The organism is Amycolatopsis bullii (genome assembly GCF_014654205.1).
Lineage (GTDB): Bacteria > Actinomycetota > Actinomycetes > Mycobacteriales > Pseudonocardiaceae > Amycolatopsis > Amycolatopsis plumensis.
The window spans coordinates 1-20,128 of the sequence record NZ_BNAW01000032.1 but is presented as its reverse complement, the minus strand read 5'-3'; the positions used below and the strand labels follow the sequence as shown (position 1 = coordinate 20,128).

The 20,128-nt window shown below is 70.9% G+C and carries 15 protein-coding genes and 1 pseudogene; 1 reads left to right on the top strand and 15 read right to left on the bottom strand.

Going from position 1 to position 20,128, the window contains the following annotated elements; all coding sequences use genetic code 11:
* Positions 1 to 92 precede the first annotated feature (92 nt).
* From IE317_RS29170 to IE317_RS29125, 10 genes are all read right to left on the bottom strand, one after another.
* Positions 93 to 569, bottom strand: coding sequence for an HPF/RaiA family ribosome-associated protein (locus tag IE317_RS29170; RefSeq protein WP_229902980.1), 477 nt, complete (start codon positions 567 to 569; stop codon positions 93 to 95).
* Entirely contained in the window at positions 569 to 1,135 is a 567-nt protein-coding gene (locus tag IE317_RS29165) for a TetR/AcrR family transcriptional regulator (protein WP_191314555.1), read from the bottom strand. The genes IE317_RS29170 and IE317_RS29165 overlap by 1 nt, the downstream gene beginning before the upstream one ends.
* A 59-nt stretch (positions 1,136 to 1,194) precedes the next feature.
* Positions 1,195 to 2,508 (bottom strand): ABC transporter substrate-binding protein, encoded by a 1,314-nt coding sequence (locus IE317_RS29160; protein ID WP_191314554.1) that lies wholly within the window; start codon positions 2,506 to 2,508, stop codon positions 1,195 to 1,197.
* A complete protein-coding gene (locus IE317_RS29155) occupies positions 2,495 to 3,565 on the bottom strand; it encodes a branched-chain amino acid ABC transporter permease (protein WP_191314553.1) in 1,071 nt (356 codons plus the stop codon). Before IE317_RS29155 ends, IE317_RS29160 begins: the two co-directional genes overlap by 14 nt.
* Complete coding sequence (locus IE317_RS29150; protein ID WP_191314552.1) at positions 3,562 to 4,413, bottom strand: branched-chain amino acid ABC transporter permease; 852 nt, start codon at positions 4,411 to 4,413, stop codon at positions 3,562 to 3,564. The genes IE317_RS29155 and IE317_RS29150 overlap by 4 nt, the downstream gene beginning before the upstream one ends.
* A 28-nt stretch (positions 4,414 to 4,441) precedes the next feature.
* A complete protein-coding gene (locus IE317_RS29145; protein ID WP_191314551.1) occupies positions 4,442 to 5,149 on the bottom strand; it encodes an ABC transporter ATP-binding protein in 708 nt (235 codons plus the stop codon).
* On the bottom strand, positions 5,142 to 5,948 hold the full coding sequence (locus IE317_RS29140; protein ID WP_191314550.1) for an ABC transporter ATP-binding protein: 807 nt from the start codon (positions 5,946 to 5,948) through the stop codon (positions 5,142 to 5,144). Before IE317_RS29140 ends, IE317_RS29145 begins: the two co-directional genes overlap by 8 nt.
* A gap of 232 nt (positions 5,949 to 6,180) precedes the next feature.
* Entirely contained in the window at positions 6,181 to 7,161 is a 981-nt protein-coding gene (locus IE317_RS29135; protein WP_191314549.1) for an ABC transporter substrate-binding protein, read from the bottom strand.
* Positions 7,162 to 7,786: 625 nt separating this feature from the next.
* Positions 7,787 to 9,031, bottom strand: coding sequence for an MFS transporter (locus IE317_RS29130; RefSeq protein WP_191314548.1), 1,245 nt, complete (start codon positions 9,029 to 9,031; stop codon positions 7,787 to 7,789).
* Positions 9,032 to 9,635: 604 nt separating this feature from the next.
* Entirely contained in the window at positions 9,636 to 10,052 is a 417-nt protein-coding gene (locus IE317_RS29125) for a MarR family winged helix-turn-helix transcriptional regulator (protein WP_191314547.1), read from the bottom strand.
* A 53-nt stretch (positions 10,053 to 10,105) separates the two neighbouring features.
* Between IE317_RS29125 and IE317_RS29120 the strand changes: the two genes are divergently transcribed.
* Positions 10,106 to 10,507, top strand: coding sequence for an SRPBCC family protein (locus tag IE317_RS29120; RefSeq protein ID WP_191314546.1), 402 nt, complete (start codon positions 10,106 to 10,108; stop codon positions 10,505 to 10,507).
* Here the strand turns inward: IE317_RS29120 and IE317_RS29115 are convergent.
* From IE317_RS29115 to IE317_RS29095, 5 genes and pseudogenes are all read right to left on the bottom strand, one after another.
* Positions 10,504 to 12,537, bottom strand: a complete 2,034-nt coding sequence (locus tag IE317_RS29115) for a cellulose binding domain-containing protein (protein WP_229902979.1) — start codon at positions 12,535 to 12,537, stop codon at positions 10,504 to 10,506. The two genes, IE317_RS29120 and IE317_RS29115, sit on opposite strands and share 4 nt — an antisense overlap.
* 271 nt (positions 12,538 to 12,808) lie before the next feature.
* Positions 12,809 to 16,135 carry an error-prone DNA polymerase gene (locus IE317_RS29110; protein ID WP_191314545.1) on the bottom strand — a complete coding sequence of 1,109 codons (3,327 nt, stop codon included), beginning with the start codon at positions 16,133 to 16,135 and terminating at the stop codon, positions 12,809 to 12,811.
* A gap of 130 nt (positions 16,136 to 16,265) precedes the next feature.
* Complete coding sequence (locus IE317_RS29105; RefSeq protein WP_191314544.1) at positions 16,266 to 17,216, bottom strand: hypothetical protein; 951 nt, start codon at positions 17,214 to 17,216, stop codon at positions 16,266 to 16,268.
* Positions 17,217 to 17,334: 118 nt separating this feature from the next.
* Positions 17,335 to 19,626 (bottom strand): Orn/Lys/Arg decarboxylase N-terminal domain-containing protein, encoded by a 2,292-nt coding sequence (locus IE317_RS29100; RefSeq protein ID WP_191314543.1) that lies wholly within the window; start codon positions 19,624 to 19,626, stop codon positions 17,335 to 17,337.
* Between the two features lie 154 nt (positions 19,627 to 19,780).
* Positions 19,781 to 20,128, bottom strand: a pseudogene (locus tag IE317_RS29095) (DNA polymerase Y family protein); the annotation flags it as partial.

The following is a 20,128-nucleotide window of genomic DNA, read 5'->3' as shown; positions in this document are numbered from 1 at the left end:
CACCCGGTGACCCGGGAACGGGGAGTTATCGGGCCACCGGGAAGACCGGCAGCCCGGTCCTGGACGCTTCGGGGCTCGACACGGTGTCGAGGTTAGCCCATGTCCGGCGCGGTGTCGCGCGAATCCTCGAGCACGCCGACCACGTCCGGGTCTTCCGGAGCGGGCATGTGGCGGATGCTGTCACTGCCCTTGTGGTCGTGGGCGCGGCCGTACCGGGAATCCAGCACCCGCCCCAGCTTGTGCGCCGCGCCGGCGTAGGCGTCGTCCACAGTGGCCGCGTGGTGGGTGACCGCCACCGGCTGCTTGCCGCCGGGCCGCGCCTCGATCACGCACTTCTTGTCCTCCGGTTTGGCCCCCCCGTCTTCGCTGAGGTGCACCTCCACCCGGGTCAGCCACCCGCGGAACCTCGACAGGCTCTGCTCCAGGTCGGTGGTCACGTACCCGGCCAGTCCTTCGCCACCGTGGATGTTGTGGTCGGTGTTGACCTGGATCTGCACGAGCACCCTCCTCAGCGAGACAGCGATGATCCCGGTCAGTACCACGGACGCGGCGAAGTCAAACCAGTCCACTAAGGACGGAGACTGCGCAGCATCAGGTCCGCGAAGTGCTTCCCCACCTGCTCGCCCGACAGCTCCCCTTCCGCGTGGTACCACATGCCCAGCCGGTGGATGGCGCCGAAGTGGTAGTTGATCACCAGGTCGGCCGGGACGTCGGCGCGGAAGACGCCGGAACGCTGCCCTTCGGCGACCAGATCGCGGACCCGTTCGTGATAGGTCCGCCGTTCCGCGCGCACCTGGACCTGCTTGGACTTCTCCAGCAGCGGGAACGACTGGAAGAACACGGTCGCCGCGTCGAGGTCGGCGATGCTCGTGACCACGACGTCGGCGATGATCGCGTGCAGCCGCTCGGCCAGCGGCAGGTCCGACTCGGCGATCGTCACCATCCGCCGGGTCTGCATCCGCAGCATCGCGGCGTAGATCTCGAAGAGCAGGTCGTCCTTGGACTCGAAGTAGTGGTACAGCCCGCCCTTGGTGACGCCGGCTTCCTCGACGATCTCGCGGACCGTCGTCGCCTCGAAGCCCTTCTCGGCGAACAGCCGCACGGCCGCCCGCACGACCTTCTCCCTGACACTCATGTCGCCACCCTATGTGAGCGGATGGGCCGGCTCGCGTCGCCCACGAGCCGGCCCGATCGTCACTTGCTCACCAGGTTGACCTGCTCCGGAGTGGCCCGCTCACCGGAGTACGGCGTGATCGCGCCCGTGCCACGGTCGGTGACGGCCGGTGGCTGGATCACCGTCGTCGTGACGTCCGGGTTGATCTTGAAGACGTACGCACCCGTGTAGCCGGCGTGCGAGTCCTTCGAGAACCCGAACGGCGTCAGGCCCGGGCCCTTCAGCGCGCCGGAGCTCATCGCGTCGACGACCTTCTGCCGCGTCGGGTCCGGCCCGGCCGCCTTGAGCGCCTGCCCGAACGTGTAAGCCTGCACCATGCCGAACAGCACCGTGTTGGTGAACGGCTCCTTCGGGATGTACTTGTCGTGAAGGCCCTTGAAGTAGGCGATCCACGGGTCCGACGTCTGGGCGACGTCCGGCAGGTACCCGGTGCCGATCAGGCCGGCCAGCAGCTGCCCGCTGGAGACGCTGGCGCCGCCGCGCTTGGCGAAGTCCTGCAGCAGCCCGGACAGCGTCGCCGGGTCCGCGCCGATGCTGCTGACCACGAACTGCGGTTTGTACCCGATCTTCGCCGCGGCCAGGATCGACAGCGCCGTGAACGCCGGGATGCACGCGCAGACGACGACCTCGGCACCGGCCGCCTTGAGCGCGGACAGCTGCGGGGTGACGTCGGTGTTGGCGCTGTCGTAGCCCTGGCGGACGACGACCTGGTCCTTGACGAACTGGTCGAGCCCGGCCTGGGTGTCGCGGCCGACGTCGTCGTTCTGCGTGAAGTAGCCGACCTTCTTGCCGGCGAACGTGTCCTTGACGTACTGGCCCTGGATCTTGCCTTCCCGGGTGTAGTCCACCTGGTACCCGAAGGTCATCGGCGCCTTCTGCGGGTTGTCCCAGGCGAGCGCGCCCGACGACACGAGCAGGTCGGGGACGCCTTCGGAGTTCAGGTAGTCGACGACCTTCGAGTGCGTCGGCGTCCCCAGACCGCCGACGATCGCGAAGACCTTGTCCTGCAGGACGAGCTTCTTGACGACCTCGACGGTCTTCGTCGGGTTGTAGCCGTCGTCCTCCACCTTGTAGTCGATCTTGCGCCCGTTGATCCCGCCGCCGTCGTTGATCGCCTGGTACACCGCGCGGGCGCCGACGGAGATCTTGCTGTACCCGGGGGCGGCCGGGCCGGTGAGCGGCTGGTGCGTGCCGATGACGACGGTGTCCTTCGTGACCCCGACCGCCGAATCGGCGGCCTGCTGCCCGCCGCCGTCGCTCTCCCCCGCGCCGCCGCAGGCGGTCAGCGTCAAGGCGAGGGCGAGGAACCCCGCGCCGTACCTAGTGGTTCTCATGGTTCTCCTTCTTTTCGGCGGGTCGGCGGAGAAGTCCGCGCAGCTTCGAGAAACCGCCCTGGATGCCGCGCGGGAAGGCGAGCACGACGACGATGAGGATCACGCCGTACACCGCGAGCGGGAGGTTGTTGGCCACGTCGGTGTTCAGGTGCAGGACGTCGGCGAGGTCTTCCGACCAGGCCTGGAAGTACACGAGCGCGACCGCGCCCCACAGCGCACCCCACAGGGACCCGAGCCCGCCCAGCACCACCGCGGCCAGCAGGCTCAGCGACAGCGCGGGCGTGAACGAGCCGGGTGCGGCGGTGCCGAGCAGGAACGCCTGCAGGCCACCGGCGAGCCCGCCGCACACCGCGCTGACCAGGAACGCGAGGATTTTCGTGCGCCCGACGGCGATCCCGCTCAGCGCCGCGGCGACCTCGTCGTCGCGGACCGCGCGGAAGTCCCGGCCGAGCCGGCCGCGGACGATGTTCACCACCAGCACCAGCGCCAGCAGCACGCTGAGCCAGACGATCCAGGTCTGCCAGCGCAGCTCCGGGACGCCGATCCCGTTCGGTCTGCTGTGGACGGTGAAGCTGAGTCCGTTGCTGCCACCCAGGAAGTCCGGGAACTTGCGGGTCAGCGCGGGCAGGCCGACGGCCAGCGCGAGGGTCGCCCCGGCCAGGTACGGGCCGCGCAGCCGGGCCGCCGCCGCGCCGGCGAGCAGCCCGGCGAGCCCACCGGCCGCCGAGGCCAGCAGCAGGTCGGCCCACAGCGGCAACGACGGCACGTGCTTCACCAGCAACGCCACCGTGTAGGCGCCGATGAACATGAAGGCGCCATGGCCGAGCGACACCTGCCCGGTGAGGCCGGTCAGCAAAGTCAGCCCCGCCACCGCGATCAGGTAGTACCCGATGGTCGCGATGCGCAGGTTGGTGAACTCGTCGGTGACCAGGGTCAGCAGCACGACCACCACGAGCGCGGCCAGCGCGGCGAGCGCGTGGACGAGCAACGGCGGCAGCGTGCGGCGCTGCTTCACCGGCGTGGCCGTGGCTTCCGCCGGTTTCGTGCGCACGGTCATACCCGCCTCACCTTGGCCCGGCCGAACAGCCCGCTGGGCCGCAGCGTCAGCACGATGACCAGGATGGCCAGCGCGGCGATCGTCACCATCTCCGGTCCGAAGTAGCCGGACACATAGGACAGTCCGACGCCGAGGACGAACCCGCCGGCGATGGTGCCCAGCGGGTTGTCGAGGCCGCCGAGCACCGCCGCGGTGAGCGCGTAGACGAAGACGCCGTCGAGCACGTTCGGGAAGAGGAACGGTGGGGTGGCGAGCAGCCCGGCCAGCGACCCGACGGCCGCGGCCAGTCCCCAGCCGGCGGTGAGCATCAGCCCGACCCGCACGCCGAGCGTCCGCGCCACTTCGGGGGCGAACGCGGCCGCGCGCATCCGCAGGCCCAGCGGCGTGTACTTGAACACCACCAGCACCAGCGCGGCGATGGCCACGACGACGAGCACGACGAACAGGTCGTTGGCCGAGAACCGGCCGCGGAAGTCGAAGGCGTACGAGAACGCCAGTGGCTCGTTGGACCAGATCATGCCCGCGACCGCCTGCAGCACCAGCAGGAGCCCGAGCGTGACGATGATCGAGCTGAGCTCCGAGCGGTGCCGCAGCGGCCGGATGAGCAGCCGTTCGGTGGCGACACCCAGCAGCGTCCCGGCGACGATCGCGACGGCGAAGCCGAGCCAGTAGCTGCCCGTCGCCTTCGTCACCGAGTACGCGAGGTACGTCGAGATCAGGGCGAGGGCGGGTTGCGCGAAGTTCACCACCCGGGTGGCCCGGTAGATGATGACCAGGGCGAGCCCGAGCGCCGCGTACACCGCGCCGGCCGAGATCCCGCCGAGGGTCAGGTCGAAGAAGTCCTGCATACCGGACCGTTCACCTCCATGATGACGCTCAGAAGCCGAGGTAGGCGTGGCGGAGGCCGTCGTCCGCCAGGAGTTCCGCCGCGGTGTCGACGGCCACGACCCGGCCGAGCGCGAGGACGTACCCGCGGTCGGCGATGGACAGCGCGGAGTGCGCGTTCTGCTCGACGAGCACGACGGTGAGGCCGGTCGAGGCCCGCAGGTCGCGCAGGATGCCCATGATCCGGGCGGTGATGAGCGGGGCGAGGCCCAGCGACGGTTCGTCGAGCAGCAGCAGCGACGGCCGGCTCATCAGGGCCCGGCCGATCGCGAGCATCTGCCGTTCGCCGCCGGAGAGCGTCGAGGCGGGTTTCGCCGAACGTTCTTCCAGGGCGGGGAAAAGCTCGTACATCTCCCGGCGCGCGGCGGCCCGGTCGGCGCGGTCCCGCCGCCACAGCGCGCCCAGCCGGAGGTTCTCGTCGACGGTGAGTTCGGTGATGACCCCGCCGCCTTCGGGCACGTGCGCGACGCCGCCGCGCGCGATCCGGTCCGGCGCCAGCCCGGTGAGTTCCCGCTCGTCCCAGGTGATCCGGCCGCCGCGGGCGGGGTGGAGGCCGCTGATCGTGCGCAGCAAGGTGGTCTTCCCGGCGCCGTTCGCGCCGAGCACGGCGGTGATCCCGCCGCGTTCGACCGTGATGCCGACACCGTCGAGCGCGCGGACCGCGCCGTAGGAGACGGACAGGTTTTCGATCTCAAGCACCGGACGCCTCCTCGGCGGGATCACCGAGGTAGGCCTCGGCCACGCGCGGGTCGGCCTGGATCTCGGCCGGGCTGCCCGCCGCGATCACCTCGCCGAAGTTCAGCACCACCACGCGGTCGCAGACCTCCATCACCAGGTCCATGTGGTGTTCCACCAGCACCACCGCCATGTGCCGCCGCAGCGAGAGGATCAACGTCGACAGCTCGACGAGCTCGGAGGCCGACAGCCCGCTCGCGGGTTCGTCGAGCAGCAGCAGATCCGGTTCGGCCACCAGGGCCCGGGCGAGCGCCACCCGTTTCCGCACGCCGTAGGGCAGCACGCCGGGCAAGCGGCCGGCGAGGTCGGCGATCCCGAGCTCGCCCAGGGTTTCCCGGGCCCGCCCGGCCAGCTCGGCTTCGTCGCGGGCCGAGCGGCCGGCGCCCACGAGCGCCGGGAACGCTCCGGTCCGGGCGTGACGGCCCGCGCCGGCCATCACGTTCTCGAGGACCGTCAGCCCGGGGAAGAGCCCGAGACCCTGCAGGGTCCGGACGATCCCGAGCCGCGCGAGGTGTTCGGGGCGGTGCCGGACGAGCGGGCTTCCGCGCCACAGCACGCGGCCGGCCTGGGGCCGGACGAACCCGCAGACGACGTTGAACAGCGTCGTCTTGCCCGCACCGTTGGGCCCGATGACCCCGACGACGGTGCCGGCGCCGACGCTCAGGTGGACGTCGTGCAGGGCGGTGAGGCCGCCGAAGCGCACCGTGAGGCCGTCGACCACGAGCAGGTCTTCACCGGGCTGTGCCTCACCGAGAAGTGCCATCGATGACTGTCCCTCCCACCATGTGGACAACGCCGTACCGCGCGGTCGGTATGAAGAGGGTGGGCTGCGGCGGCGGTCGTGTCAAGGTGCGAATCACCGAAACCGGACGAGGGCCGGCGGACTGAAAATTTCGGATTCCCCATCATCGGCGGGAAGTCCTGACGGGAGGGGCTGTGACATGAAAAAGGGCGGGTGCGCGCTGCGCACCCGCCCTTGGCGACCGGTCGCCGGCTCAGCCGGTGCCGGCCTGCGGGGCGAGCATCGAAGAGGCGTCGATCTTCGTCTGGACCACGCCCAGCTGCTGCAGCAGGTCCGGCACCCGCTGGATGCGGCGGGCGTCCAGGGTGGACCCGAACGCCGGCATCACCATCAGGCTGGCGATGTCCTGGTCGACCTTGGCGTTGCGGACGACGAGCGGCTCGATCCGGGACCGGTCGACCGCCGCGCGCGTGGCGTTGAGCATCGCGCGCTGGAACGCCCGCACCGTCTTCGGGTGGTCCTGGACCCACTTGGCCGTGGCACCGTAGCCGGTGAGGGGGAAGTTCTGGGTGCTGCCACTGGCGGCGTCGATGACGGGGTACGCGCCGGCGGTCTTGGCCGCCTGGGTGAGGAACGGTTCCGGCTGGTAGGCCGCGTCGACCCGGCCCTGCGCCAGCGCGCTGCTCATTTCCGGCAGCGGCATCGGGACCCACTGCACCTTGCCGGGGTCGACGCCGTGGTCGCGCATCACCGACCGGGTCAGCACGTCCGAAGCGGCGTTCTTCGAGCTGATGGCGATCCGCTTGCCCTGGAGGTCGCTCACCGTCTTCACCGGCGAGTTCGGCACGGTGACGACCTCGTTGCTGCGCGGGCTCGCCGAGGTGCCGTCGGTCACCAGCTTGAGGTCGGCCCCGCCGCTGCTCTTGGCCAGGAAGAACAGGGTGTAGGTGGACAGCGCCAGGTCGTCTTGGCCGCTGGTCATCCGGCTCAGCGTCTCCTGGCCGCTGGCGCCGATGTCGGTCTGCACCTCGAGACCTTCGGCCTTGAAGTACCCGCCCTCCTGCGCCAGCCACAGCGGCGCGAGGTCGACGGTGGTGAGGATCGCGACCCGGATCGACGGCTTTTCGACGCCGCCGGCAGCGGAGGGGCTCTTGAGCTGGCTGCACCCGGTCAGCAGGACGACGAAGGCCAGGGCGAGCACGGCGAGCCGGCGGGTCGAGGCGCGATGAAGCATGCCACTCCTCGGAGAAGATTATGGGGACCACGGAATACGGCTCGTTCGGCCGTGATCAGCGGGACTGTAGATGACGATTTCCCGGGCCGCAAATACGTTGCCGAGAAATATGTCACGCCACGTTCACGCGAAAGAGTGACAGAAGGCCGAACGGGTTACCCACTGACAGGGCGGACGGGATTGACAGAAAGAAACTTGCCTCACTCGATCAGGTTTCGTGATCTTGCCACCGCAGGTAGTGGCCTCGGGTTGCGCTGATCGTCGTAACGCCGCGGAGTGGCGAAGCGACTGCTTGGCGTAACCCCCCACGCCGACGAACCGGACCCTGCCAAAGAATGGAAAACGATTTGGTTCGCGCCGGAAATGGGCTGCGACGGTCAATTCCTGGACCCCGCGACCGGATTTCTCCGGTTTCGACCTCCGGCCCGGCGCGAGCCGATGGAGGCCAATCGGGGCACGGCATCCAGGCCGCGAAGCAGCGGGACGTCATCGCCGAACGAATTCTCGCGGATCCTCCAGGAAAGCTGGTGGACGTTCGGCGCAACGGGAAACTCGGCATCGAATGCCGACGCGCGTTCGCGACGGCGGTGATCGGCACCCCGCAGCACGTGCCGCCACCGGCCGGCTAACGCGGCGCGGTCTCGGCGAGGGTGGTGAAGCGGCGCAGCCCGGGCGTGACCGCGCCGACCAGCGCCACCGCCACCACGCACAGCACCCCGCCGCTGACCAGTGCGAACGTGCCCGACACCGCCCCCGCGACGAGGCCGCCGCGCAGGTTGCCGATGTCCGGGCCCGCCTGGCCGACGATCTGCTCGGCGGCCGCCACCCGGCCGAGCAGGGCGTCCGGGGTGGCGAGCTGGACCAGCGCGCTGCGCGAGACCACCGAGACCGTGTCGGCCGCCCCGGCGACGACGAGGCAGGCCAGGCCGAGCCACGGCTGCGGAGCCAGGCCGAACCCGGTCAGCGCGGCGCCCCAGAGCGCCGAGCCGGCGAGCATCACCCGGCCCGGCCGCGACCGCCGCGTGAACGTCCCGGAGAACACCGACGCCCCGACCCCGCCGACCGCGACGGCCGAAAGGAACAGGCCGAGCGTGCGCGGATCGCCGGCGAAGCGTTCGGCGTTGACCAGCGGAAACAGGCTGATCGGCATGGACAGCACGGTGGCGGCGAGATCGGTGAGCAGCGCACCCCGCACAACCGGCGTCCGCACGAGGAAGGCGAGCCCATCGAGCACGCCGTGCAGCCCGGGCCGCGAGGGTTCACCGTCGGGCCGCATCGCCGGGAGGCCGAAGACGCCGTAGAAGGCCAGGCCGAAGGTGAGCGCGTCGACGAGGTAGCAGCCGCCGACGCCGAACCAGCCGAGAACGAGCCCGCCGAGCGCCGGGCCGAGCAACATCGCACCCTGGAAGGCGATCCGGTTCAGCGCCAGGCCGGCGGACAGCTGTTCCGGCGGCAGCAGCCGCGGGATGAAGGTCCGTGCGGCCGGCCCCCCACAGGCGACGAAACACGACTGGACGGCCACCAGCCCCAGCACCGCAACCACCGGCACATCCCCGAGAAACCCTTGCACGGCGAGGAAAACCGAGCAGACGGCCTGCCCGGTCGTGGCAACCAGGGCAACCTTCCGCCGGTCGGCGCGGTCCACAAGCGAGCCGGCGAACAATCCGAACACGACGATGGGAAGCGCTTGCGCAAGCCCGACGGCACCGGTCCACACCGCACTCCGGGTCTGTTCCCACACCTGGAACATCACGGCGACGAGTGTCATCTGCGAGCCGAACCCGGAGCAGACCCGGCCCAGCCAGAGCCGCCGGAACGGCGGCGAGGTCCGTAGCGGCGCGAGGTCGACGAACGCGCTGGTCAGAGGCATGGCCGGATCACAAGAGGATTGTAACAGTGCTTACGCATCCCGGGATGGCGATCGCCCGGGGTCTTGACCCATAGGAGGAGCAGGGTGGTCATCCCGTCGCCTGAGGCCGTCAAATCACTTTGAGCCGGGCCCGCAACCACAAGACCGGCGCGAGGGAACAGCGCAAGCTTGCGGGCCCGGCTCAAAGTGATAGGCCTCGTTCAGGCGACGGGATGACCACCAGCGGCCCACCTCGAGAACGTGAGGGGACAGCGGGGAGGAGGGGTCATCCCGGAGCCTGCCCGTCCGGCGAGGACAGTCTTTTGTCTTTTTGCCACGGCAGATTTCTTTTCTGCCACGGCAGGGCTTGAACGCTGATTTCTGCCGCGGCAGAGCGGGTCCGACCTCCCCCGCCCCTCCGGTGGGATTTTCAGCCGACGGGCGGGGGAGGTCTGGTGACGTCGCTGGTCGCCTTGCGCTCCCGGCCGCCGGTTTGCGATCACAACGTTGGCCACCAATCCGCATGCCTGTGGACAACCCCTGCGGAAGCCTCCAGTTTTGTCGGTGCCCTCCGCTAGCGTGGAAATCGGGGGCTGCTCACCCCGGCTCCCGGCAACCAGTGCAGTCAGTCCGAGTTCGCCAGGTGCGCCAACCCCGTCCGCAGCAACCGCCGAGCCTCCGGCGCCAGCCCCGCCAGTTTCCGCTCCTCCACCTCCCGGATCGCGGCACGGACCGCCGCGTGCCGGCGGGTGCCCTCCGGGGTCAAGCGGACCACTCGCGCGCGGCGGTCGGCCGGGTCCGGGTCGCGGGCCACCAGGCCCTCCGCCTCGAGCGCGTCCAGCAGGCCGATCAGACGGGTCTTGTCGTAGCGGATCTGCTGGGCGAGCACCAGCTGGCTGGGCGCCGCCCCGGCGGCCAGTGCCGACAGCACGACGTACTGCCACATCGAGAGGCCGTGCCGGTCCAGCACCGGCCGCTCGGCCTCGGCCAGGCTGCGGCCCGCCCCGGCGCAGAGGGCCCCGAGATCGTCGTCCTCGTTCACCGGCGAGATCTTACGCGTCGACAAATCATAAGCAGGTGCGTATCGTTTCCGGCATGACACTGGGAAGAGCCGAAACGCGCACCATCTCCATTGCCACCCCGCCGCAGCGGGTCGTCGAATACCTGGCCGATCCTCGCCACCTCCCCGAATGGGCCCCCGGCTTCGCCACCGCCGTCGACCACGACCACGGGGACATCTGGCGCGTCCACACCGGCGGCGGCCCGCAGCGGGTCGCCGTGCGGGTCGCCGCCGAGCACGGTGTCGTCGACGTCGTCAGCGCCGATGCCCCCCACCTGGGCCTGTTCACCCGGGTGGTGCCGAACCTGACCGGCGCCGAGCTGATCTTCAGCCTGTTCTTCCCCGGCGACACCGAGCCGTCGGCGGTCGACGCGCAGATGGCGGTCGTCGGGGAAGAACTGCGGGCCGTGCGCGATCGCGTCGAGTCCGGGCGTTAGCCCGCCGCGCAGAGGACGCCGTTGAGCCTGAACGCCGTCGGCAGGATGTTCGGCCCGCTGTAGTCGGCGGTGAACCCGACGTCCACGCCCGCCGCCGGCGGGGCCGGCGACGAGACCGTCACCGTCGTCCCGTTCTGCGCCCACGTGCCGTTCCAGCCGCCGGTGAGCTTCTGCCGCGCGGTCGGCCAGCTGAAGGTCAGCGTCCAGTCCCCCACCACACCGCTGCCGGTGACTTGGATGCCGCCGACGAACCCGCTCGCCCAGTCGGTGACGTCGATCATCCGGACCGTGCAGCTGCTCGCCGCCGGCGCGCCGGTCGTGAGCGTCAGCGGCGGGGAGGCCGCGGACACGTTGCCCGCCGTGTCGCGCGCCAGCACGTTGATCGTGTACCGGCTGCCGGGCACGAGGTTCCCGACGTCCAGCGACGTGCCGGTCGTCTCACCCCACTGCTCGCTCACCGCGCCCACCTGCCGGTAGACCTCGTACTTCGCGATCGGGTGGGCGCCGGGCGCGGCCGCGGGCCAGCTGATCGCCGCGGTCCGGTCGGTCGCCGTGCCGGTCGGCCGGCCGGGCGCGCCGGGCCCGGCGGACGCCGCGGCCGCCGGGTGCAGCACCACGGTGGTCAGCGAATACGGCGGCAGCGTCTGGGCCGTGCTCGTCCCGGTCGCCGCACTGCTGATCGAAGTCGCGCCGTTGGTGAAGGTGAACACCTGGGGCGCGCCGGCGGCCGGCGTGTAGCCCGCGTAGTCGAGCGTCACCGTCCTGGCCTGGTCCTGGTCCTTGTTCAGCAGCAGCACGGCGAGATCGCCGTTCGGCCGCCGGACGGCGTGCGCGCCGACGAGCGGGTCGTCCGCGGCGGCGCGGACGAACTGGTCGCCGGGGTGCGCGAAGGCGCTCAGCATCTTCAGGCCGTAGTAGGGCGCGAACGGGGTGTTGAGCGGCGGTTCGCAGACACCACCGTCCAGGCAGGTGCCGCTGGAGAGCAGGCCGCCGTCGCCGTAGTCCGGATATCCGGCCACAGTGGACAGCTTGGTCGGCCCGTTGTGCGTGTCCCACCAATCGACGGTGAACACCCCGTTCTCGAGCAGCGAGCTGTAGGTGTCGGCGGCGAACAGCGCACCGGGCTGGGTGTTCACGCCGACCGGCGTGTTGGTTTCGGTCATCGAGATGCCGATGCGGCCGGAGTTCGCGCCCGCGTACCGGGTGATCTGCTCGCGCGCCGCGTAGATCATGTCGTCGATCTGCTCCGGCTTGGCCAGGGCTTCCGCCGCCGTCGAACCGGTGGGGTACCAGTGCAGGATGACGAAGTCGATGTGCGGCCCCGCGATCGACAGCACGGTCTGGTTCCAGGTCGCCGTGTCGCCGGAGCCGACGATGCCGTCCGGCCAGTTCGCCGGGGTGGTCAGCACGGCGCCGATCTTGACGCCCGGATCGACGGCCTTCATCGCGTCGGCGTAGGCGACGACCCCGTTGGCGTACGCCGCCGGGCTCTTGTCCGCGTGGTTGTCGGCTTCCCAGTTCGCGCCGTAGTGCCCGTTCCCGTACAGCTCGTTGCCGATTTCCCAGTACTTGACGCCGTATCCCTTGGTGACGTTGGCGTACCGCACCCAGTCCGCGGCTTCCTCCGGCGTGCCGGTGCCGTAGTTGGCGATGATGATCGGCTGCGCCCCAGCTCTGCGGACCCCGCCCATGAAGGTGTCGAAATCGGTGTTCGGCGCCACGTACCCGCCCGGCGCGGTGTTGTCCTTCCAGTGGTAGATGTCGCCGTAGGAACCACCGGGGTAGCGCATCGTGCGGACACCGGCGGCACCGAAGAGGTCGGCGACCTCGTCGGTCCCCAGCTGGCTGTCCCAGACCGCGTGGTTGATGCCGATCCCGGTGTCCGGCATGGTCGCCAGCCCGGCTCGGGCGTTGACGGTGACCGTCGCCGTGGGCGTGGTCGCGGCCCCGGCGACACCGGTCGCGGGTATCGCCGCGGCGAGCACGGCGATCACCGGCCACGCTGCCCAGCGCAGACGTCGAGCTGTCATGAAGGTCCATCCTCACTTCGTCGGGCACGAACGGGTGACTGGGAGCGCTCTCAGCGAGAGAACCACCGAGCGGGCCCGAAAGTCAACGGAAGTCGCGCGAGGGCCCGGTGCGCGACGGAAGTTCGAGCTTTTCGATGCGGTCGGTGCCGAGCGGACGGTCAGCGGGCGGTCGCCCGCAGTGCCGCAACAGCGGCGGATCGGACGGCGGGTGCGGGTCGGCCAGTGCGTCGGCGAGGAGGGAGGCAGCACGCACCGACCTGCGCAACACGCGTCAGCGGAAATCGCGGGACGGGACGGCGAGCCCCCGGATTTCGAGCGGGACAAGGCGGTCCGCGACGAGCGTGACGACACCTTCGCCCGCTTGCACCAGCCCGCGGACCACCACGGCGGCGCTGGTCCGGGCCACGAGCCGCTGCCGCTGCCACAGCCCGGGCGAGACGAGGACGTTGGCCATGCCGGTTTCGTCTTCGAGGTTCAGGAACGTGATCCCGCCGGCCGTCGCGGGGCGCTGGCGGTGGGTGACCGCGCCGCCGACCCAGACCCGCGTGCCGTCCTCGGTGCGCAGGAGCTCGGCGACCGTGATCGCGCCGCGCCGGTCCAGGAGCTCGCGCAGGTACTCGACCGGGTGGCTGTCCGGGGAGACGCCCGTGGCCCACAGGTCCGCCGCCGTCACTTCCAGCCGCGTCATCCCGGGCAGCGCCGGTGCGTCGAGGCCCGGGGCGAGGCCGGGCAGGTGGCCGGGCCGGGTCGCCGCGGCCGCGCCGGCGGCCCACAGGTCCTGCCGCCGGTCGCCGCCGAACCCGCTGAACGCACCCGCCGTGGCCAGCGCTTCGACGGCGTTCTTCTTCAGCCGCACCCGGCGGGTCACGTCACCGATGCTCGCGTACGGACCGTGCGCCGCCCGTTCGGCGACGATGAGGTCGGCGACGTCTTCGCCGAGGTGGCGGACCGCGGCGAGGCCCAGCCGGAGCGCGACGCCGCCCGTGCTGCCGCCGTCCGGTTCGAGGGTGGCGCCGGCGAGGCTCGCGTTGACGTCGGGCTCCCGGATGTGCACGCCGTGGCGGCGCGCGTCGGCGACCAGGGACTGCGGGCTGTAGAAGCCCATCGGCTGCGCCCGCAGCAGCCCGGCGCAGAACGCGGCCGGGTAGTAGCGCTTGAACCACGCCGACGCGTACACGAGCAGCGCGAAGGACATCGAGTGCGCTTCGGGGAAGCCGTAGCCGGAGAAGGCGTGGATCTGCTCGAAGATCCGGGTGGCGAGCTCGCGGTCGAGGCCGTTGGCCGCGCAGCCGCGGAAGAACCGCGCCATCAGGGCTTTCATCTTGGCGCTGGACCGCTTGGCACCCATCGCGCGGCGCAACTGGTCGGCCTCGGCCGGGGTGAAGCTCGCGACGTCCACCGCCATCTGCATCACCTGCTCCTGGAACAGCGGCACGCCGAGGGTGCGGTCCAGGGACGCGGCCAGCAGCGGGTGCGCGTGTTCCCATTCCTCGTCGCCGCGGCGACGGCGGATGTAGGGGTGCACCGAGCCGCCCTGGATCGGGCCGGGCCGGATGAGCGCGACTTCGACGACGAGGTCGTAGAACTTCCGCGGCCGCAGCCGCGGCAGCGTGGCCAGCTGAGCGCGGGACTCCACCTGGAACACGCCGACGGCGTCGGCTTCGCAGAGCATGTCGTAGACCGCCGCGTCGGCGAGGTCCAGCTTGCCGATGTCCACAGTGGTCTCGTGGTGTTCGGCGACGAGGTCGATCATGTGGTGCAGCGCCGAAAGCATGCCGAGCCCGAGCAGGTCGAACTTGACCAGCCCGACGGTGGCGCAGTCGTCCTTGTCCCACTGCAGCACGCTGCGGTCCTTCATCGTCGCCCATTCCACGGGGACCACTTCGGACACCGGCTGCTTCGAGATCACCATGCCGCCGGAGTGGATGCCGAGGTGGCGCGGGAAGTCCTCGATCCGCGCGGCCAGGTCGAGGACGTCGGCCGGGATCGCCCCGGCGGCCTGCTGCTTCGTGGCGGCGACCCCGCCCCAGCGATCGACGAGCTTGCCGTAGGCGTCCTGCTGCCCGGGGCTGTGACCGAGCGCCTTCGCGGCGTCGCGGATCGCCGACGGCGCCCGGTAGGTGATGACGTTGGCGACCTGGGCGGCGTGGAACCGGCCGTGCTTTTCGTAGACGTACTGGATGGCCTCCTCGCGGCGGCCGGACTCGATGTCGACGTCGATGTCCGGCGGCCCGTCCCGCTCCGGCGCGAGGAACCGCTCGAACAGCAGGTTCCACTTCACCGGGTCGGCGTGGCAGATCTCCAGCGCGTAGCAGACCGCGGAGTTCGCGGCCGAACCGCGGCCCTGGCAGAGGATGTCCGCCTCCCGGCAGAAGCGGACGATGTCCCAGACGACGAGGAAGTAGCCGGGGAAGCCGAGCTTCTCGATGACGGCGAGTTCGTGGTCGAGCTGGGCGTAGGCCTTCGGGTGCGCCTCCCGCGGCCCGTAGCGCTTCGCAGCGCCCTGCCAGGTCAGCTCGGTGAGGAACGACATCTCGTCGTGCCCGGCCGGTACGGGGAACGGGGGCAGGTCCGGCGCGACGAGGTTGAGGTCGAACGCCACTTCGACGCCCAGCACGGCAGCCCGGCCGACGGCGCCGGGATACCGGCGCTCGAAGCGGCGCCGCTGCTCCATCCCGGACCGCAGGAACGCCTGTCCCGACGGCGGCCGCCACCCTTCGAGGTCTTCGGCCGACCGCCGCGCCCGCACGGCGGCGACCGCGTCCGCCACGACGGCGTCTTCCGGGCGGGCGTAGTGCACGTTGTTGGACACGACCGTGGGCAGCCGCAGTTCCCTGGCCAGGTCGTCGAGGAGGTCGTTGGCGGCGTCGTCGGCGGGCAGCCGGTGGTCGATCAGCTCGACGGCGACGTGCGACCGCCCGAACCGGTCGACGAGCCGCCCCAGCTCGGCGCGCGCGGCGGCCGGGCCGTGGCGGGTGAGCGCCTGCCGGACGGCCCCCTTGCGGCACCCGGTGAGGACGACGACGTGCCCGGCCAGCTCGTCCGCGAGCTCGTCGAAGTCGTAGACCGGCCGTCCCTTCTCGCCGCCGGCGAGCTGGGCCCGCGAGATGACGCGGCACAGCCGGTGGTAGCCCTCCTGCTGCCGGGCGAGCAGCAGCAGGTGCGAGCCGTGGGGGTCCGGCTCTCCGGCCTGCGGCCCGGGCAGCCCGAGCGACAGTTCGGCCCCGAACCCGACCCGCACCCCGAGCTCCCGCGCGGCGTCGTTGAACCGCACGGCCCCGTACATGCCGTCGTGGTCGGTGAGCACGAGCGCGTCGAGCTCGAGCCGCGCGGCCTCCTCGACGAGCGTCTCGGGGTGGCTCGCACCGTCGAGGAAGCTGAAGTTGGAGTGGACGTGCAGCTCGGCGTAGGGCGCCCGGATCCGGTCCCCGCCGTCGTCCCGGCCACGCCGGTTCCGCAGGTCCTCGGGCGCCCCGCCGTAGCCCTCGCGCTTGCGCGACCACGCCGGGGCGTCGAGCTCGACCCCGGGAACGGGCGGCCGCCCGGAGGCGATCCGCTCCACTTCGGACCACGGCACGCGCGGATTGTTGAACGCCAAAGCCGGCTCCCACCGATTTCGCTGTGGGGAAGCCAGCGACTACTGTTCGAACACACGATCGACTACTGTGGTCCGATCCTGCGTCGGGGCGCGGCCGATGTCAACTGTGGACGGACCGGAGTTGCCTCGGTCACAGCCGCGTGGGCGGGACGTAGCTCTTGACACGCGCGATCCAGATCGCCTTGGGGATCCGGTGCAGCGGCGGGACGGAAACGCGCGAAACCACCGACTGAACGAACTGCTTGGTCTCCCGCGACCACGCCTTTTCTGCGGCGCAATCTTCGACGTAGTCCATGAGAGATCGCGGCAACGGCTTGTCCCGATTGTGTCCGAGACCGTCTTCGACATACTCCCGGAAGTCGTAGACGTCATTGACGTTTTTGTGCTCACCTCCCGCCTTCCGGTTTTCCTCGTCCATGACCAGCGACAGGTGCGAGTACAGGCCGTCCAACTGGATCCTGGTGTGCTGGTGGGCGACGAGGTCGCCGAGGTCCACCTCGCTCACTTCTTCGTAGCGGCCGCCCATGTCGGCGACGCGCCCGCCACCGAGCGACAGGGCGACGTGCCGTTCCGGGATGTCGAACACGATCGCGTCACCGATCGACAAGGCCCCGTAGTCGTTCAGGAGATCCGTTTCACTGCCGGCGAAAACCTGGGCTGCGGACTCCTTTTCTGCGTTCACGAAACCGTCTGCGTCCGTATAGAGCCTCACCAGTTCCGGTCTCGACAGCTGACCCGTCCTGACCGCGACGAACAGGAGGTATTCCCAGCAGTTCATGCTGCCCGGCTCGGAAACCTCGCCCCTGAGGTACTTCGCCCAGTCGCTGTCTCCCGACGAGGCCCAACGGAACTTGCGTTGCGCGGCATCTCCGGCACTCCCGAACGGATCGGCTTCGCAGGCCGCACGCACCTCCGCCGCCTTCGCATCCTCCGCGGTCTGGCCGAGGCGTTGCAGGGCCTCCCGCACCCGTACGGGACCGAAGTCGCCCTCCAGCGTCTGGAGTTCTGAAGCGCTCATCCTCTGCACGAGTACGCGCGCCACCGCGCTGTTGCCCGCCCCGCGCTGCAGCGCGCGCACCACGTCCGGCCAACTCTCGGGCCCTGCGGACGGTGACCGCCGTGCCGGCGCCGGCCGGGAGGTTTGCCGCGGTTCCCGATAGTGATCCATCAGCACCTCTTGCCCCGCCGCGGCACAGCGATCAGGAAACCCGGAGGCAGGTGATCCAGTAGTCGCCGTCGGTGTCCCTCGCGACACCGTGGGTTTCGCTCGGGAAGCCCGGGAAGTGCCGGTCGAAGTCCTCCAGGGCCCGCAGGTACCGCAGCGTCGGCTCGTCGTGGCCGCCGGCGTTTTCGCCCGGCATCAGGACCGGGATGCCGGGCGGGGTGGTGACGACCTGAGTGGCGACCGTCCGGCCGGCCAGCTCGGCGAGGCGGACCGGCTCGGTGCCGCCGCGCAGCAGGCGCTGGTAGGTCTGCGCCGGGGTGAGCTCCGGGCGGGGCGGGTGGGTGAACGCCGCGTCGAGGAGCGGGATGAGGTCGCTCTTGCGCAGGTGGGCGTGCATCTGGTCGCACAGGTCCCGCAGCGTGAGCTCGCCGTAGCGGGCGGGATGCGCCTCGACCAGGGCGGGCAGGACGTCGGCCAGGCGCGCGCCGGTGTCGTGGAGCGCCTTGAAGTCGAGGAGCCCGTCGATGAGCGTGCCCCACTTGCCCTTGGTGATGCCCATCGAGAAGAGGATCAAGCACGTGTACGCGTCGGTCTTCTCGACGACGATGCGCCGGGTCTCGAGGTAGGCGGTGAGGATCCGCGCCGGGATCCCGTGCTCGGCCACGGTGCCCGCCGCGTCGGTCCCCGGGCAGGTGACGCTGACCTTGACCGGGTCCAGCAGGCAGTAGCCCGCCTCCAGCCCGGGGAAGCCGTGCCACGACGCGCCGGGTTCGAGGCTCCAGCAGGCGGGCTCGGTGCGCAGCAGCTCCAGCGGGGCGTCCGCGAACGGGTAGCGCCGGCCGGTTTCCGGGTCGCCGACCTCGTCCGGCTGCCAGGTGCCGAAGAACCAGGCGGGCCGGTCCCCGGCGGCGGCGATGCGGCGCCCGATGCGGGCCACCGCCTGCCGGAACCGGATGGCTTCGGTGACGGCCTCGTCGACCAGCCACCGGCCGCCCGGCCCGTCCATCATGCCGGCGGCGACGTCGAGCCCGGCGATCATCGGGTACAGCGGTGACGTCGTCGCGTGCATCATGAACGTCTCGTTGAACTGCCGGTGCTCGACCGGCGACCGGGGCGAGTTCTTGACGTGCAGCATCGCGCTCTGGGACATCGCGGCGAGCAGTTTGTGGGTGGACTGGGTGCTGAACACGGTCGGCCGGACGGTGTCGGGCACCGCGTCGCCGTCGACGGCCATGCCGTAGCGGCGGGCGTAGAGCGGGTGGAACCGGGCGTAGGCGAACCACGCCTCGTCCAGGTGCAGCCGCGGCACGCTGGCCCCCAGCAGCTCGGCGACGCGGACCGCGTCGTAGCACAGGCCGTCGTAGGTCGAGTTGGTGATGACCGCGTACACCGGATCCGGCGCGGCGGCTCCGGCCGCGAGCGGGCTGGCCGGCAGGAGCTCGGCGACGGCTTCGCGGGCCAGCGCGGCGGGCGGGATCGGGCCCATCAGCCCGTAGCCGTTGCGCGTCGGCACGAGGTAGACCGGACGCCCGCCGGTCAGCGTCAGCCCGTGGTAGATCGCCTTGTGGCAGTTGCGGTCGACGAGCACCAGCTCGTCGGTGGCGACGCTGGCGTGCAGGGCGATGCGGTCGCCGGTGGAATCGCCGTGGAGCACGAAGTACGTCAGGTCGGCGCCGAAGATCCGGGCGGCGTTGCGCTCGGCGTCGCCGATCGGCCCGGTGTGCTCGAACAGCGAGCCCAGTTCCGCCACGGAAATCGAAAGGTCGGTGCGGAACAGCCGTTCACCGTAGTAGTCGAACAGCGCCCGCCCGACCGGCGATTTCAGGAACGCCACGCCACCGGCGTGGGCCGGGGTGTGCCAGGAGTATTCGTGGGTGTCGTCGAACCGGCGGAGTTCCCGGAAGAACGGCGGCAGGATTTCGTCCCGGTACCGGCGGGCGGCCACGCCGATCCGGCCGGCGATGAACCCCGGCGTGTCCTCCAGCAGCCACACGTACCCGCAGATCACTTCGGAGACCCACAGCGGCAGGTCGTCCACCGACGCCGAGGTGGTCACCAGGAACACCGGCAGCCGGGTGAACCGGCCGACCAGCGCTTTCAGCACGGCTTCGGCGGCTGCTTCGCCGTCCCCCAGGTCCCAGCTCACGAGGGCGGCGGCGAGATCGGCCCGGGTCTGCACGACGGCCAGCGCGTCCTCGCCGGTGCCGGCGCGCACGACCTCGTGCCCCTCCTCGGCGAGGTGCTCGCAAATCCGCGCCAACTGCCCGGCGGGTACCGAACCCGGCGGGATTTCGGTCAACGCCAGCAAAACCGTCGAACCGGCCACGTCGGATTCCTTTCCCAGAGATCCTTTCGGTTATAGCCGCCGTCCGGCGGCGGCGTCGATCGGCCGGACGCCTGACCCGTTCTGTTCTTTCGAGTCATTTCGGGACCGAAATGGTGCCTGCCGGTAGCGCTTCATCACGCTTTCGTGGCGACGGCTAGTCGTAGCAGCCCTCGACCGTCCACTGTGGATCGTCGCCGATCGTGGCGCTGAGCAGGAGCGCGATGTCGCCGTCTTCGGCGGTGTCGCCTTCCAGCACCACCTGGACGCGGGCGAGGGGCCGCTCGCCGCGGCGGCCGGGCAGGGCCGGGTGCACCACCCACGGGCCGGCCGAGCCGATGACCCGCCGGGGCGGTCCCCCGTCGACGGCGACCGTCGACGGGGGGTAGCCGAGCTCGCCGCGCGCGGTGCAGCGGACGACGTCGCCGACGGCGTCGAGCACCTCGGCCGGCACCGGGCGGGGCGGCACGACCGTCGGCGAGGGCGCGGGCAGCCGTCCCGGCCA

Bases quoted from the DNA above. Each gene is read 5' to 3' on its own strand.
- IE317_RS29165 (WP_191314555.1), bottom strand. From the start codon at position 1,135: ATGAGTGTCAGGGAGAAGGTCGTGCGGGCGGCCGTGCGGCTGTTCGCC.
- IE317_RS29160 (WP_191314554.1), bottom strand. From the start codon at position 2,508: ATGAGAACCACTAGGTACGGCGCGGGGTTCCTCGCCCTCGCCTTGACG.
- IE317_RS29155 (WP_191314553.1), bottom strand. From the start codon at position 3,565: ATGACCGTGCGCACGAAACCGGCGGAAGCCACGGCCACGCCGGTGAAG.
- IE317_RS29150 (WP_191314552.1), bottom strand. From the start codon at position 4,413: ATGCAGGACTTCTTCGACCTGACCCTCGGCGGGATCTCGGCCGGCGCG.
- IE317_RS29140 (WP_191314550.1), bottom strand. From the start codon at position 5,948: ATGGCACTTCTCGGTGAGGCACAGCCCGGTGAAGACCTGCTCGTGGTC.
- IE317_RS29135 (WP_191314549.1), bottom strand. From the start codon at position 7,161: ATGCTTCATCGCGCCTCGACCCGCCGGCTCGCCGTGCTCGCCCTGGCC.
- IE317_RS29130 (WP_191314548.1), bottom strand. From the start codon at position 9,031: ATGCCTCTGACCAGCGCGTTCGTCGACCTCGCGCCGCTACGGACCTCG.
- IE317_RS29120 (WP_191314546.1), top strand. From the start codon at position 10,106: ATGACACTGGGAAGAGCCGAAACGCGCACCATCTCCATTGCCACCCCG.
- IE317_RS29115 (WP_229902979.1), bottom strand. From the start codon at position 12,537: ATGACAGCTCGACGTCTGCGCTGGGCAGCGTGGCCGGTGATCGCCGTG.